At 55.1% G+C, this 14,130-nt stretch carries 13 protein-coding genes; 11 read left to right on the plus strand and 2 right to left on the minus strand.

Annotated elements, in window-relative coordinates; all coding sequences use genetic code 11:
- Positions 1–201: 201 nt before the first annotated feature.
- The 3 genes from CCASEI_RS15410 to CCASEI_RS15595 all read left to right on the plus strand — a co-directional run bounded on the left by CCASEI_RS15410 (position 202) and on the right by CCASEI_RS15595 (position 1,427).
- Positions 202–450 carry a PepSY domain-containing protein gene (locus tag CCASEI_RS15410; RefSeq protein ID WP_025387257.1) on the plus strand — a complete coding sequence of 83 codons (249 nt, stop codon included), beginning with the start codon at positions 202–204 and terminating at the stop codon, positions 448–450.
- A gap of 156 nt (positions 451–606) precedes the next feature.
- Complete coding sequence (locus CCASEI_RS15590; protein WP_025387258.1) at positions 607–954, plus strand: PepSY domain-containing protein; 348 nt, start codon at positions 607–609, stop codon at positions 952–954.
- Complete coding sequence (locus CCASEI_RS15595) at positions 897–1,427, plus strand: PepSY domain-containing protein (RefSeq protein ID WP_269843387.1); 531 nt, start codon at positions 897–899, stop codon at positions 1,425–1,427. The genes CCASEI_RS15590 and CCASEI_RS15595 overlap by 58 nt, the downstream gene beginning before the upstream one ends.
- Before the next feature lie 28 nt (positions 1,428–1,455).
- Here the strand turns inward: CCASEI_RS15595 and CCASEI_RS04450 are convergent, their stop codons facing one another.
- Together CCASEI_RS04450 and CCASEI_RS04455 are read right to left on the minus strand one after the other, a co-directional pair.
- A complete protein-coding gene (locus CCASEI_RS04450) occupies positions 1,456–2,565 on the minus strand; it encodes a CNNM domain-containing protein (RefSeq protein ID WP_025387260.1) in 1,110 nt (369 codons plus the stop codon).
- On the minus strand, positions 2,565–3,989 hold the full coding sequence (locus CCASEI_RS04455) for a hemolysin family protein (RefSeq protein WP_025387261.1): 1,425 nt from the start codon (positions 3,987–3,989) through the stop codon (positions 2,565–2,567). The genes CCASEI_RS04450 and CCASEI_RS04455 overlap by 1 nt, the downstream gene beginning before the upstream one ends.
- A 156-nt stretch (positions 3,990–4,145) precedes the next feature.
- Between CCASEI_RS04455 and hemW the strand changes: the two genes are divergently transcribed.
- The 8 genes from hemW (at position 4,146) to CCASEI_RS04495 (ending at position 14,109) form a co-directional block, all read left to right on the plus strand.
- The gene (gene hemW / locus CCASEI_RS04460; RefSeq protein WP_025387262.1) at positions 4,146–5,282 is read left to right on the plus strand and encodes a radical SAM family heme chaperone HemW; all 1,137 of its coding nucleotides are present in this window, start codon (positions 4,146–4,148) and stop codon (positions 5,280–5,282) included.
- Positions 5,283–5,385: 103 nt separating this feature from the next.
- Positions 5,386–6,417 (plus strand): heat-inducible transcriptional repressor HrcA, encoded by a 1,032-nt coding sequence (gene hrcA, locus CCASEI_RS04465; protein WP_006822345.1) that lies wholly within the window; start codon positions 5,386–5,388, stop codon positions 6,415–6,417.
- Between the two features lie 53 nt (positions 6,418–6,470).
- Positions 6,471–7,625 (plus strand): molecular chaperone DnaJ, encoded by a 1,155-nt coding sequence (gene dnaJ / locus CCASEI_RS04470; RefSeq protein WP_006822346.1) that lies wholly within the window; start codon positions 6,471–6,473, stop codon positions 7,623–7,625.
- 26 nt (positions 7,626–7,651) lie between these two features.
- Positions 7,652–8,461: a 16S rRNA (uracil(1498)-N(3))-methyltransferase gene (locus tag CCASEI_RS04475; protein ID WP_025387263.1), complete on the plus strand. Its 810-nt coding sequence runs from the start codon at positions 7,652–7,654 to the stop codon at positions 8,459–8,461.
- Positions 8,455–9,453 carry a PhoH family protein gene (locus tag CCASEI_RS04480; protein WP_174401645.1) on the plus strand — a complete coding sequence of 333 codons (999 nt, stop codon included), beginning with the start codon at positions 8,455–8,457 and terminating at the stop codon, positions 9,451–9,453. Before CCASEI_RS04475 ends, CCASEI_RS04480 begins: the two co-directional genes overlap by 7 nt.
- Positions 9,453–10,028 carry an rRNA maturation RNase YbeY gene (gene ybeY / locus CCASEI_RS04485; RefSeq protein WP_006822349.1) on the plus strand — a complete coding sequence of 192 codons (576 nt, stop codon included), beginning with the start codon at positions 9,453–9,455 and terminating at the stop codon, positions 10,026–10,028. The genes CCASEI_RS04480 and ybeY overlap by 1 nt, the downstream gene beginning before the upstream one ends.
- Positions 10,029–10,104: 76 nt before the next feature.
- Positions 10,105–10,953, plus strand: a complete 849-nt coding sequence (gene pdxY / locus CCASEI_RS04490) for a pyridoxal kinase PdxY (protein WP_006822350.1) — start codon at positions 10,105–10,107, stop codon at positions 10,951–10,953.
- Positions 10,954–11,280: 327 nt separating this feature from the next.
- A complete protein-coding gene (locus CCASEI_RS04495; protein WP_006822351.1) occupies positions 11,281–14,109 on the plus strand; it encodes a CRISPR-associated helicase/endonuclease Cas3 in 2,829 nt (942 codons plus the stop codon).
- The last annotated feature ends 21 nt before the right edge of the window (positions 14,110–14,130 follow it).

A 14,130-nucleotide genomic window follows, 5' to 3' on the forward strand; every position in this document is an offset into this window, starting at 1 on the left:
GCTTGATTTTGCTGGTCGGTTCCTTCGACAATTTCTATCGTCTGCGCTTTAAAAGAACACAAGTCGGAGCTTTCGCTTTTGCCGATTAACTAAAAATTTCGTGATTTTGCGAAATTTTCGGAACTCTCTCAGGGGCTAAAAAGGGGCGAACACGCCAAATAAGTGCGGAACTTATAGGCATTGCGCTGAGACTCATTAGGCGTGAATATTTCTACACCAACAAAGAAGTCAGGTGGCGCCTATGGCGTTATCTATCGGTTGCATTCTGTGGCCGGCGTATTCGTGGCGCCGCTGCTGGTGATTGCGGCGCTGTCGGGATTTCTCTACACGTTCGCGCCGAGCCTTGAGAACTTTGTTTATCGCGATGCCATTACCGCGAGCTCCACGGAAGCCGCGCAGCCGCTCGAAGAACAAATAGAGGCGGCGCAGGCAGTTCACCCGGACCTGTAACTTGCAGCGGTGGAAAGCTTTGAAGACCCAGCGAAGACCACGCGCGTGCTATTCGATGATCCCGCTCTGGAAGTCACCGGTGACCTGGTGCAGTACGGCTCTTCCCGCGCGCTGCCGCTGCGCACCTAGATTTCTGAAGGCCACCGCCAGCTGTGGTTGGGAGAACCGGGACGCATCTACTCTGAGGTTGCGGCCTCCTGGCTGGGCATCCTCGCGCTCGCCGGTGGCTGGCTGTGGTGGGCGAAACGAAAGAAGAAGCGCAGTCTGCATAGTGCGCTTGGCATCTGGCTGCTGCCGGGCTTCCTTTTCCTCACCGTTACTGGCTTGACGTGGTCATCTATGGCCGGCGGCAATATTGCCAACCTGCGTGCTGAGTTGGACTGGACTCAACCAAGCGTGAACACCGACGAGCACGCGCATCACGGCCACGAATCTCAGGGAGGGAAGTGTCGTCTCAAGAAAGCATCGATACTGCTGCTGCCACCGCACGTGTGGCGGGGCTGAGCGGCATCATTGAGATTGTGCCGCCCGCGGAAAAAGGTGCGGCGTGGACTGTGACTGATATGCGCGAAGAGTGGAAGTTGAGCAATGACGGGATTGCTGTGGATGGTGAGACCGGGGAGATTGTGGACCGCGTGGACCACGCCGACTGGCCATTGGCAGCCAAGCTTTCCGCCTGGCTGATTCAGCTGCACATGGGCACGCTGTTCGGGTGGATTAACCAGCTAGTTCTGGGCGTGATCGCGCTGGGGCTGCTTGTCGTTATTCTCTTGGGCTACCGCGTGTGGTGGAAGCGTCGGCGCTTTCTGGCAGCGGCGCAGTGGCGGCGCACCCGGCCCGGGCTGCTGGCCGGCACAATCGTGTTCCTGCTGGCGTACAGTGTCATGGCGCCAATGTTCGGAATCAGCCTCGTGGCATTCTTGGTACTCGATGCAGTGATCAAAAATGTGGCTACCCGGAAATCTAAATCCGAGTAGCCACACTGAACAATGCTTGAGCTAAGTCCTAGCTTTCTTCACCAGGTGCTTGCGGGCGGCGGAAGGCCGCGCGCTCTTCTGGTGGGAGAGTAGGAACCTTGTCCAACTCCTCCGTAATTTGTGGCCACAGCTGGTTCATGATGTTGTTCCACGTCAAGATCCAGACGGCTTGGGCGCCAGGCTTGTTGTTGGACTTGCCCACGATGATCATCTGCTCATTACGAGCACGCATGTGGTCAAGCGTGTGCTGCACGGTAGTAGAACCGGCAACGGTCAACGCTGGGCGGGAGAATTGCAGAGCTGGCTCATCAGGTTGCGCCAACAGGGTGTCACGAACGTGCACAACCTGCGGCATGCGTGAATTCTTGGTGTAGATCAACGCACGCATGATGTTCTTGGAAATGCACAGGGACTGTAGTTCGGCAACCGTGGCATCGGAAGGCAACGGCACAATCTCCGAGCCGTGGAGGCGAGCGAACTCGCCGACGGTGGAGGTTTCCAGCTCAATCACGCCGGTGATCTGCGACGCTGAGGACTCATCCAAGGTGCCGGTCTCACGGGAGTGCTCCACCAGAGTGCGCAGCGTATCCACGTCATAGCCAGCAGCGCCAGCGCGGTCAACTGGGGTTTCACCAGTGCGGCGCACCAGGGTGTTCGCCATATTGTTGATCCACACCAGCAGTGGGCGGAACAACCAGATGAAGCCACGGGCCGGAATTGCGATCATGCCCAGTGCGGTTTCAGGGTGGGTAATCGCCCAGGACTTCGGAGCCATTTCACCAATAACCAGGTGCAAGAAGGTCACGATGAAAAGGGCGAGGATGAAGGAAACAACGTCAGCGATGCCCATCGGCAAGCCCATTGCTTCCAATGGAACCATCAACAAGTGGTGAACCCACGGCTTGGTCACCGCACCCAAAATGAAGGTAGCGGCGGTAATGCCCAGCTGGGCACCGGCCAACATGATGGTCAACTCATTGAGAGAGCGCAGACCAGCGCGTGATGCGCGAGAAGTCTCAGCGGTTTCTTCCAGACGGTTGCGACGCGCACTCATCAAAGAAAACTCAATGATGACAAAGAAAGCAGACAGGATAATCACCACGATGGTGACAATCAGATTCACAATCCAGCTATCCATTAGCGCACCTGCCCTTCATCGCTAGATTCAGAGACTGGGGCGTCATCAGCGTCCCTGTCGTCATCATCATTCGCAACTTCTTCAACCAACTCAATTGCCAAGACAGAAGGGACGTGGCGGTCAACTTCTTGCACATGGATATTTAAATGACGCTTCGGGGCATCTTCTTCCACCCAGTCTTCGGGCTCTGCTTCCAAGTCAATGGTGTGGGTTTCACCTTCGACCACCAAAGCACCGGTGTGCGCGATGAGCAGACCAGCGATGGTTTCAAAGTCACCTTCGGGCAGGTCATGGCCAATGGCGCGCTCGATTTCATCCAGCGGCGTATCGCCATCGACAAGCCAATGCGTGTCGTCTTGCTCGGTGATCTCTTCGGTCTCTTCGACGTCGTGCTCATCGGTGATATCGCCCAAGATTTCCTCAGCGAGGTCCTCAAGGGTAACAATGCCGACGAAGCCGCCGTATTCATCAATGACACAGGCCATCTTTTCATCGGCCTGCTGGAGTTCTTCCACCAGCGTTGGCAAAGACATCAGCTCCGGAACCACGACGGATTCCTTCATCACTTCGGTCACGGGCGCCTGCTGGTCACCTTGCCACGTCAGGACATCAAAAAGATGCACAATGCCCACTGGGTTGTGCTCATCATCAATGACTGGGTAGCGGGTGTGATTAGTGGACATCAGCTCACGCACCTCAGCGACGGTGGTCTCTGGATCCACAACGTCAGTACGCGAACGTGGAACCATCGCGTGGTCCACATCATCGTGAGGGAAGTGCAGCAGACGGTCGAGCACCAAGTAGGTGTCATCATCCAAATCGCCAGATTCGCGGGAATTATCCATGATGGATTCCAGGTCATCTGAAGTAGCGGAAGAATCCACGTCTTCCAAAGGCTCAATCTTGAACAGTCTCAAGATGGCGTTGGAAGAGTACTCGAAGAAGTGGACCAGTGGTCCGAAAATCTTGAGGAAGACAATGGATGGGGTTGCCAGCCACAGTGCGGAGTTCATTGGCGCGGCAATGGTGTAGTTCTTCGGGAACAGCTCCGCGAACAACATTGTGGCAATCGTGGACGCCACCAGCGCCAGGACAGTACCAACACCAACCGAAACGGCGGTTGGAATGCCAACGCCACCCAGCAAAATGCCGAGTCCCTGGCCAACTAGGGGCTCAGCGACATAGCCAATGAGCAGGCCTGTCACCGTGATGCCCAGCTGTGCGCCAGAGAGCATGAAGGATGTTTTTTGAGTAATTTTAAGTGCACGTTGCGCGCGGTTGTCGCCGCTTGCTGCCAGCGTTCGAAGCTGGGCGCGGTCGACCGACATGTAGGCAAATTCTTGCGCTACGAAGAAGGCGTTTGCAACGATGATCAGGCCAATAACTACGATGCCTGCGAGAATCATAAAAATTGCGGTCATCATAGTGATCCCCACCACCTAGGATTTTGGTAGCGGGGACATCGACTCGGAGGTTCCACCAGCGGGTGCCTTTCTTTGGTTGAGTAAAGCGTTCATATCATTAAGTAAATGATGTGACAAGATTACACGGATTTCGTGATAACCGTTAGTGTAATGGCCATGAAGGACACGTTTGGGCTTTATATCCATGTGCCGTTTTGCGCAACGCGCTGCGGCTATTGTGATTTCAACACTTATACCCCCGGTGAGCTGGGAAGCCCGCGTGATCTCACAGGCCCATACTTAGACGCACTTGAACGTGAATTAGAACTGGCGGCCGCGAAAGTAAATCGTCCCGCTGACACCATCTTTGTCGGCGGCGGCACCCCCTCCTTATTGGGTGGGGAAGGACTAACCCGCGTTCTTAATGCCGCGCGCAATACCTTCGGGATTTCGGAAGGCGCGGAAATCACCACGGAGTCCAATCCGGAGTCCACCTCGCCGGAATTCTTCGCTCAAATCAAGGACGCTGGGTTTACCCGTGTGAGCCTGGGGATGCAGTCCGCGGCCTCCCACGTCTTGCAGGTCTTGGAGCGCGCGCACACCCCGGGCCGTCCTTTCGCGGCGGCCAAAGAAGCCAAGGCGGCGGGCTTTGAGCACGTCAACTTGGACATGATTTATGCAACGCCGACGGAGACAGATGATGATGTCCGCCGTACCTTGGACTTGGCATTAGAGACTGGGGTGGACCACATCAGCGCCTATTCGCTCATTGTCGAAGACGGCACGCGCATGGCGCGCAAAGTGAAAAAGGGTGAGCTTCCCATGCCGGACCAGGACACTATGGCCCGGCGTTATGACATCATCGCGGATACCCTCGATAACGCCGGTTTTGGCTGGTATGAGGTGTCCAACTGGGCGAAGGAAGGCGGGGAGTGCCGCCACAACATGATCTATTGGCGCGATCACGATTGGTGGGGCGCCGGCCCCGGTGCGCACTCGCACTTAGGTGATCAGCGTTTCTACAACGTGAAGCTGCCGGGCCGCTACATCAACATGGTGGGCGCGGATGAGCTGCCCATCGCGGATACAGAAACGTTGACCGATTCCGAGCACCACATGGAAAAGATCATGCTTGGCCTGCGCCTGCGCGAAGGCATTGACCGCACCTTGCTCTCTGATAAGGCACAGCCGATGATCGATGGGTTCATTGATCGCGGTTTGCTCGCCGATGACACCAGCTTGCACGTCACCCGCTCCGGCCGCTTGCTTGCCGATGGCATCATTACCGACCTGCTCTTAGCTGAAGAGAGCTAGAGCTAAAGACAACTAAAAGTTGTTTTAGCTCTGGGGAACTTGGAAGTTCGCAAGCGATATGGTGGTGGGGTAAGATTTAGCATTCGAAGGAGGCGAGTGCTAAATGTCGAGTATCACAGACGCCAGGCGTAAAGAAGTCCTGCGCGCTATCGTTGCAGGCTTTATCTCCTCGCAGGAACCTGTTGGTTCCAAGGCGCTGCTAGAGCGCTACCAATTAGGGGTTTCTTCAGCGACTATCCGCAATGACATGGCGGTGCTGGAATCTGAAGGACTCATTACCCAACCGCATGCATCATCCGGGCGCATCCCCACGGAAAAGGGCTACCGCGTCTTTGTGGATTCACTTCATGATCTCAAGCCACTGTCGCGGCCTGAGCGCAAAGCTATGCTGACCTTCCTCGAAGGTGGCGTGGACTTGCAAGACGTGTTGCATCGGGCAGCGCGCATGCTGGCGCAAGTAACCAACTCCGCCGCAGTGGTGCAGATGCCAAACCTACGGGTGTCCACCGTCAAGCACTGTGAAGTAGTAGCACTATCGCCAGTGCGTCTGCTGCTGGTGGTTATTACTGATACCGGACGCGTGGAACAACGCAACGTGGAACTTGATGCAGTCATTGAACCCGAAGATGTTCTGCGCCTGCGCGACATTATCAATGACGCTTTAGCGGGCAAGACACTGTCTGCGGCAACCGCGCATCTCAGTGAGCTTGAGGAATCTGCACCGCTGGATATCCGCCCGCACCTTCGTAATGCCGCGACAGTATTGGTAGAGACCCTGGTGGAATATCCAGCAGAGCGCTACCTTCTGGCCGGCACCCCAAACCTGACGCGCAACTCTTTCCCAGGTCGCGGCATTGACCTGTCCGGGATCTTGGAAGCACTCGAAGAGCAAGTCGTGGTGCTCAATCTGCTCACGCGTGTGCCTGAGGTGGGCAACATCTCCGTGGTTATTGGTGAAGAACATGATGATGATCAGCTGCGCCAAGCCTCCGTGGTCACCACCGCTTATGGCACCGAAGGTGAAATTCTTGGTGGTCTCGGCGTGGTGGGCCCCACATTCATGGACTATTCAGGAACAATGTCCCGGGTCTCCGCCGTTGCACACTATGTCAGCGATATCCTCGGACATGAGTAAATGCAGAATAGCTAGACCGAATTGATTACAACGAAAAGGAATTTAATCTCCCCATGGCTCGTGACTACTACGGCATCTTAGGCGTGGAATCCAACGCTTCCGATCAGGAAATTAAGAAGGCTTACCGCAAACTGGCGCGCAAGTACCACCCAGATGTTAATCCCGGCGATGAAGAAGCAGCGGAGAAGTTCCGTGAAGCTTCATTAGCGCAGGAAGTTCTTCTGGATCCGCAGAAGCGCCGCGTAGTTGACATGGGATCTGACCCAATGGAGCAGCAGGGCGGCGGTGGCGCCGGCGGCTTTGGTGGTGGCTTCGGCGGCGGTGGCCTGGGCGATATCTTCGCTGAGTTCTTCGGCGGCGCCGGCGGCGGCCAGGGCCGTGGCCCACGCTCCCGTGTGCAGCCGGGCAATGATGCGCTGCTGCGCACCGGCATTACGCTGGAAGAGGCGTACGCCGGTATGCGCAAGACCGTCACCGTGGATACCGCGGTGTTGTGTGACCGTTGCTCCGGTTCCGGTTCCGCATCCAAGGCGAAACCAGTGACCTGTACTGGCTGTGGTGGCGCCGGTGAAATTCAGGAAGTACAGCGCTCTTTCCTTGGCAATGTGATGACGTCCCGTCCTTGTCCACAGTGTCAAGGCTTCGGTGAAGTTATCACCGATCCTTGTAACCACTGTGGCGGCGATGGCCGTGTAAAGAAGCGCCGCGATCTGACGGTCAACATCCCAGCGGGTATTGGTGATGGTATGCGCATCCGCATGGCAGACCAGGGCGAAGTTGGTCACGGTGGTGGCCCAGCCGGTGACCTCTATGTTGAGGTGCACACCCAAAAGCACCCCGTCTTTGAACGCGACGCCGATGACTTGCACGTCTCCGTACGCGTGCCGATGGTCGACGCCGCCCTTGGTACCTCATTCCCCATCGAGCACCTCGACGGCGAAACCTTCGACATCGATATCGAGCCAGGCACCCAGCCAGGTGAAGCCATCGAGCTCGACGGCAAGGGCATGCCACGCCTGCGCACCGATGGCCACGGCAAGCTTTATGCACACGTCGATGTTGTGGTTCCCACCAACTTGGACAAGAAGACCAAGGAAATGCTGGAGCAGATCCGCGACAAGCGCGAAGAAGCCACCAAGGTGCAGTCTGCCGATGACAACGACGGCGAAGGCTTCTTCGACCGCCTCCGTGATAAATTCCGCCGTTAACGACGAGTGAAGCGAGGAGTTAACCTATGTCTTTGCCTGCGTTTCTACACCCGAACCTTGCCGGCGTAGCCGCAGGCGATGTAATCTCCTTAACCGGCCCCGAAGGCCGGCACGCGGTGACCGTCAAGCGCACCGCGCCGGGCGAGCAAGTCCTGCTGATTCACTCCCCAGGGGAAAACGCTGAGGCATATTTCCGGGAGCATGAGGGGCTGTACGTCGAAGCGACTGTGCAGGAGACCGCCGGCAAAGATGAACTGATTGTCCGCGTGGATACTGTGGGACAAACCCCGGCTCCGAATCCGCGGGTGACAGTGGTGCAAGCGATTCCGAAGTCAGAGCGCTCCGAACTTGCCATTGACCTGGCCACTCAGGCCGGTGCCGATGAGTTCATAGCGTGGCAGTCCGACAGGTGCATCGCTAAGTGGGACGCCAAGAAAGCACCCAAGGCGCTGCAGAAGTGGCAAGCGCAGGCGGAATCCGCCGCCAAGCAATCCCGCCGCACCCGCATCCCACATGTTTCCGGCCCGCTGACCACCCCGCAGCTGGTGCATTACCTGCAACAATCAGAGAAATTCGACAGTACTCCGCTTATTTATGTCCTGCATGAAGACGCGATGGACTCCATCAAGTCCGTGAAGTTGGTTCATGATGAGCCAACTTCACAGGCGGATGTGGTTCTGCTCATTGGTCCTGAAGGTGGCATCGGTGCAGATGAACTCGACGCACTGAAAGCAGCCGGCGCTCACCCGGTGAAGTTAGGTCCAGAGGTTCTGCGGACGGCATCGGCAGGCATGGTGGCTTTGGCCGCCATCGGGGTACGCACAAATCGATGGTAAGGAGCGCTGGTAGATTGAACAACGTGGCTATCATTACAAAGAAGTTTGACGTGGACTCTGCCTACACCAGCTCTGTGCTGGGACCGGCTGATGACAACCTTCGCGTGCTCAACAACCTCTTGGACGCGGACCTGTTTGCCCGTGGCAACACCGTCACGGTTACCGGACCGGACTTTGAAGTAGCGCGCGCAAAGAAGGCTTTGGAAGAACTCGAAGCCATAGCGCGCCGCGGACATGCGGTGACCCCGGATACGGTCAAGCACACCATTGACATGATTGCCGTGGACGCCCCGGAGACGGTTTCCCAGGCCCTGGCGGCAGATATTGTGTCCCGTCGCGGCAAGCGCGTGCGCCCAAAGACCGTGGGCCAAACCGAGTATGTGCAGGCGATTGATGACAACACCATTGTCTTTGGCATTGGTCCCGCCGGTACCGGTAAGACCTATCTGGCGGTGGCAAAGGCAGTGCAGGCACTGCAGAACAAGCAGGTCAGCCGGATTATCCTGACCCGCCCGGCCGTTGAGGCGGGGGAGAAGCTGGGCTTTTTGCCGGGCACCTTGAATGACAAGATTGACCCTTATCTGCGCCCGCTGTATGACGCCTTGCGCGACATGATGGAAGCAGAAATGATTCCTAAGCTCATGGACGCCGGCATTATTGAGGTAGCACCGCTGGCGTATATGCGTGGCCGGACCTTGAATGACGCGTTCGTCATCTTGGACGAGGCACAAAACACCACCGCGGCGCAGATGAAGATGTTTTTGACCCGTCTGGGTTTTGGTTCCAAGATTGTGGTCACCGGTGATATCTCCCAGGTCGACCTGCCAAGCGGGCAGGTGTCTGGCCTGCGCCTGGTGCGTAACATCTTGAACAATATTGAGGACGTGCATTTTGCGGACCTGCGCGCCAGCGACGTTGTGCGCCATCAGCTGGTGGGCCGGATTGTCAGCGCTTATGACACTTATGACGCTCAAGCGAAGGACATGAATTAATGAGCATCGAATTTTTCAACGAGTCCGGTTTCGACGGTGTCAATGAGGAAATGCTCATTGACGTCGCCTCCTTCGCCCTAGGCGCGATGGATGTCAGCCCTGATGTGGAGCTGACCATGACGTGTGTGGATCTAGAGACCATTGAGGAACTACACGTGCGCTGGATGGATCTGGAAGGTCCAACTGATGTGATGAGCTTCCCGATGGATGAGCTGACCCCCGGTGCGATGAGCCCACGTCCGGATTCTCCGGAAGCTGGTCCTGCGATGCTGGGCGATATTGTGCTGTGCCCGGCTTTCGCGGAGCGCCAAGCACAAGCTGCCGGTCACTCGCTTTCACATGAGCTGGCGCTGCTGACCACCCACGGCTGCCTGCACTTGCTGGGTTATGACCACGGCACCCCAGCTGAGGAACAAGAGATGTTCGCACTTCAAAATGAGCTGCTCGCCGACTGGTATGACTCCCTGGCCAAGCGTGGTTTGACTTTCCAGCCGAAGCCGTCAGGGCCGAAGGCGTTTCCATCCGCAGCCGACCGCGAAACCCTGGACGAGCAGATTGATACCGACTTCAACTAGCTTGAGCTAGTTCAGCAAGAATGAAAACTCCACGCTAGTTTCTGGCTGAAATGGTGGCGGGAGTAACATGATGGGCATGAATATCCTGTCGATCCAGTCGCACGTTTCATTTGGCCATGTCGGTAACTCTGCAGCTGTCTTCCCGCTGCAGCGTATCGGCCACGAGGTATGGCCCGTGCACACCGTCAACTTCTCCAACCACACCGGCTACGGTGATTGGGGCGGCCCGCTGGTTTCTGCTGAAGATGTCACCAGCATCATCGACGGCATTGGCCGCCGCGGTGCTTTTGAAAAGATCAACACCATTGTCTCCGGCTACCAGGGTGGCCCGGACATCGCCGGCGCGATTGTTGATGCCGTCACCCGCATCAAGGAAGTAAACCCCGACGCGCTTTACGCGTGTGATCCTGTGATGGGCAATGAGAAGTCCGGCTGCTTCGTCTCCGATGAAATTCCTCCTCTGCTGCGCGACAAGGTCGTGCCAGTCGCGGACATTATCTCCCCAAACCAGTTTGAACTGGGCTTCCTCACCGGTAAAAAGGTGGGCACCCTGGAAGAAACCCTCGATGCCATCAAGGCCGCACAGGCCATGGGCCCACGCATCGTGCTGGTCACTTCCGTGCAGCGCCCTGAAACCGAAGAGGGCAGCATTGAAATGATTGCCGCCGACGGCGACGATGTCTACATTGTGAAGACCCCGCACCTGCCATTCAAGCGCAACGGCTCCGGTGATGTCACCACCGCGCTCTTTGCCGGTCACTACACCGAAACCAAGGACGCCTCCGTCGCCCTTGCCCGCACGGCCTCCTCCGTCTTCGACCTTCTACAAACCACCTTCGAAGCCGGCACCGAGGAACTGCAACTCATCGAATCCCAAGAATTCTTTGCCCACCCACGCTTGCAGTTTGAGGTCACCAATATCTAAACCCCAGGGCAGGGGGAACGACCCCGCACATAAGAAATCGGCAGGATAGCACATGCTCCTTGCCGATTTTTTGATCCCTGCCGGTGCGGGGAAGTGTCATTGAGCTGACTAGAATCGGATGTAGTAACGGCTCATCCCGGCCATGCCGGGAACGGATATGACGGAAGCAATTCTACGGAAACTCTTGCACAAGTCTAAACCGTAGGATATCTTGAGGAAAGAACAGCGAAATAATTAACTTACTTCATCAGGGTGCATTTGTATGGCTATTTCCATTCCTAGGTTATCTTATTGCTTGAACATGCGGAGAAATTTTGGAGGATTTCTATGAAGTGGGGACAAGTAGGATATCGGAATGTTCAGGGGAGCGGTCTACCTGAAGCGACGTTTGAGTTTGCTAAGTCAACAGATGGTTGGGTTCGTTCTCTCAGCGCTCAGGCGCAAGCCTTATGGGCTAAAAGTGGTGACGGAATTAACTCACTGTCATTGCCGCAGCATCTTGTTGATTCTGCTTGTGCAGCAGCACTGATTGCGGATCGTTGGATATCTAAACCGATGATGTCATTACTTAGTGAATCGCTTGGGCTGAGTCCAGACGAGGTTAGGATTTTTTATATATGGTTGGCAGCAACTCATGACATGGGGAAAGCCACCGTATCCTTCCAAGAGCAACTTGAGAACTCTGAATATCAGTACTTGGTCGATGCAGTTATCGCTGCTGGTCTTCCCATGGAGAAGTCTGTTGCCGAGACTCAAATTGAACGTTTCCCACACAGTATTGCTTCGGCCATCATCCTGCAGCAATGGCTTCTTGAACAAGGATGCAAGAAGCCGCTTAGTAACTCAATTGCCTCAGTGTCAGGCGCGCATCACGGTATTGCCGATGAAGCAATTAATGAAGAAACTCTGAATATTTTTAACGCTTTTGATGCGCGCTGGCGCAGGGTACACAATGAGCTTCTTGAGGGCATTGCCGAAATGACCGGAATCGTTCCCGTGCTAGAGAATCTCAAGAAGCTCCGCCGAATTGATAGCGGCGTTCTGCAGACTCTAACTGGGCTGGTCGTTATGGCTGACTGGATTGCCTCGAACGTAGACGCCTTTGCATTGGGAGGAGGAACCCAAGTCGAACGCGTTTCAAACGCAGACAAACACGTACAACTTACAGGCCCTTGGGCGCCTGCAGCGCGGGAGTGGAATGACATAGATGCTGAGTTCCAGCAGCTCTTTTCTTGGCCTAGCTCGTTTAAAGCTCGAACGGTGCAGCGAGTTCTAGTTGAACAAGTGAAGGTATTAAAGAAGCCCTCGATAATCATCCTGGAAGCTGAGACAGGTGCTGGGAAAACCGAAGCTGGTCTTGCTGCTGCTCAGATTATCGGTGAAAATACTGGTGCTCAGGGAATATTCTTCGCAACACCAACAATGGCTACCGCCGATGGGCTCTTCGCGCGTACAAGACTATGGGCGAGCAATTCAGCTCCAAGCAATGATGCAGTGTCGCTGAACTTGGCACACTCGAAGAACTCTCTGTCTGAGGATTTCCAGGACTTGCGGTTCAAAGAAATTGGACGGGACACCGACGAGTTCGGAAACGTCGTGGCGAGGCAGTGGTTCTCCGGTCGAAATAGGGGACTTTTATCGAACCTGGTCGTTGGAACCATCGACCAGGTGTTAATGATGTCACTGAAGAAGCGGTACTCGATGCTCCGGCACGTAGGGATTGTTGGAAAGATTGTAATCTTCGATGAAATCCATTCGTACGATGTGTACACCTCGGAATACATCCGCACGACTATCGAGTGGCTAAGTAGCTATGGCGTCACAGTCATCGTGATGACTGCAACTTTGCCACCCGAGCGTCGTAATGAACTTATTGAAGCTTATACAGATGCAGAAATTCCCACTGAATTCGATAATGCATATCCGCTATTCTCCATCGGGACTGATGAGGCTGTTAAACAAATCCCAATTAATCCGCCTCCCACGGATGCTGTTCTTAGCCTTGAATTGTTGGGAGAAGATGAGTTTCTGACAAATGTTGAAGCATTGGTTGGGGAAGGAGGCTGCCTACTTATTATCTGCAACACGATTGCTCGAGCGCAGTCTGCTTTCCGGGAACTCCGCGAACGGTTTCAAGACCCTGATGAAGTCGTTCTCCATCACTCGGGTTTTATTGCTTGGGAGAGGATGGCTAAGGAAGCGAAGCTTCGTAAGGAGCTTGGACCGGATTCTCATATTAGTTCAGGGAGGCCTTCACGGCGGATAGTTGTAGCAACACAGGTAGCTGAGCAAAGTTTGGATATAGATGCTGACGCATTGATCACAGATTTTGCCCCTATGGACTTGCTGGTGCAACGAATCGGGCGCGTCCATAGACATCGTCGACCTGATTCTGACCGTCCTGAGCGTCTTCGTGAGCCCAAGGTCTTTTTGCGCGGTGTAGAAGTACAACCGCCTGATCTTGAGTTTGAATCCGGTACGGCTGCTGTCTATGACACGAAGGTGCTTATCAGTACTTATCGCGAGTTAATGGATGGGCAAGGAGGATTGCGTAACTTCCGGAGACCGGATGATACTGCGCCTTTTGTGAGAGCTACTTATTCTCCAGGCCAATTGGTTCCGAAAGGCTGGGAAGTCGTTTGGAACGAAGCTGTGGCAGAAAGTAATGCAAAGAAATCCAGTGCACTAAAAAGGTCTCAGAATTTCCGAATTCCATCGCCTTGGTCCGCGAAGCACCTCAAGGAACTGTTCGACCTTGGCATAAAGGACTCCGAAGAGGCGGGTTTAGCCCAAGTTCGCGACATCGAACCGACCATCGAAGTCATCCCAATTGTTGTCCTAGAAAATGGATACCGACTTTGGGGAGAAAATGAGCAGATCGTGGATCCCAATGAAGACTTGGACTATCAAACTGCTCGCAAATTAGCGGCAAGCACGGTTCGACTTCCAGGACGAATCACGAAATTTGAAAGTGACTTCTTAGCGGTAATCGATGCTTTAGAGATTGGGACTCCAATATCTTGGAATAAACACTATTTGCTCAAAGGATCCGTTGCCTTGTGTCTTGAAGAAGTCGGTGAGACAACCCTGGGAAGGCACAGCGTTCGTTACTCAAGTGACTTGGGAATCGAAATCCTGAACGAAGGAAACCAGTAGTGTCCGTACCTAGTCGTATGA

Source organism: Corynebacterium casei LMG S-19264 (assembly GCF_000550785.1).
Taxonomy (GTDB): domain Bacteria; phylum Actinomycetota; class Actinomycetes; order Mycobacteriales; family Mycobacteriaceae; genus Corynebacterium; species Corynebacterium casei.

Excerpts from the sequence above, each read along its gene's own strand:
- CCASEI_RS04450 (WP_025387260.1), bottom strand. The coding sequence starts at position 2,565 with ATGGATAGCTGGATTGTGAATCTGATTGTCACCATCGTGGTGATTATC.
- CCASEI_RS04455 (WP_025387261.1), bottom strand. The coding sequence starts at position 3,989 with ATGATGACCGCAATTTTTATGATTCTCGCAGGCATCGTAGTTATTGGC.
- hemW (WP_025387262.1), top strand. The coding sequence starts at position 4,146 with ATGAAGGACACGTTTGGGCTTTATATCCATGTGCCGTTTTGCGCAACG.
- hrcA (WP_006822345.1), top strand. The coding sequence starts at position 5,386 with ATGTCGAGTATCACAGACGCCAGGCGTAAAGAAGTCCTGCGCGCTATC.
- dnaJ (WP_006822346.1), top strand. The coding sequence starts at position 6,471 with ATGGCTCGTGACTACTACGGCATCTTAGGCGTGGAATCCAACGCTTCC.
- CCASEI_RS04475 (WP_025387263.1), top strand. The coding sequence starts at position 7,652 with ATGTCTTTGCCTGCGTTTCTACACCCGAACCTTGCCGGCGTAGCCGCA.
- CCASEI_RS04480 (WP_174401645.1), top strand. The coding sequence starts at position 8,455 with ATGGTAAGGAGCGCTGGTAGATTGAACAACGTGGCTATCATTACAAAG.
- ybeY (WP_006822349.1), top strand. The coding sequence starts at position 9,453 with ATGAGCATCGAATTTTTCAACGAGTCCGGTTTCGACGGTGTCAATGAG.
- pdxY (WP_006822350.1), top strand. The coding sequence starts at position 10,105 with ATGAATATCCTGTCGATCCAGTCGCACGTTTCATTTGGCCATGTCGGT.
- CCASEI_RS04495 (WP_006822351.1), top strand. The coding sequence starts at position 11,281 with ATGAAGTGGGGACAAGTAGGATATCGGAATGTTCAGGGGAGCGGTCTA.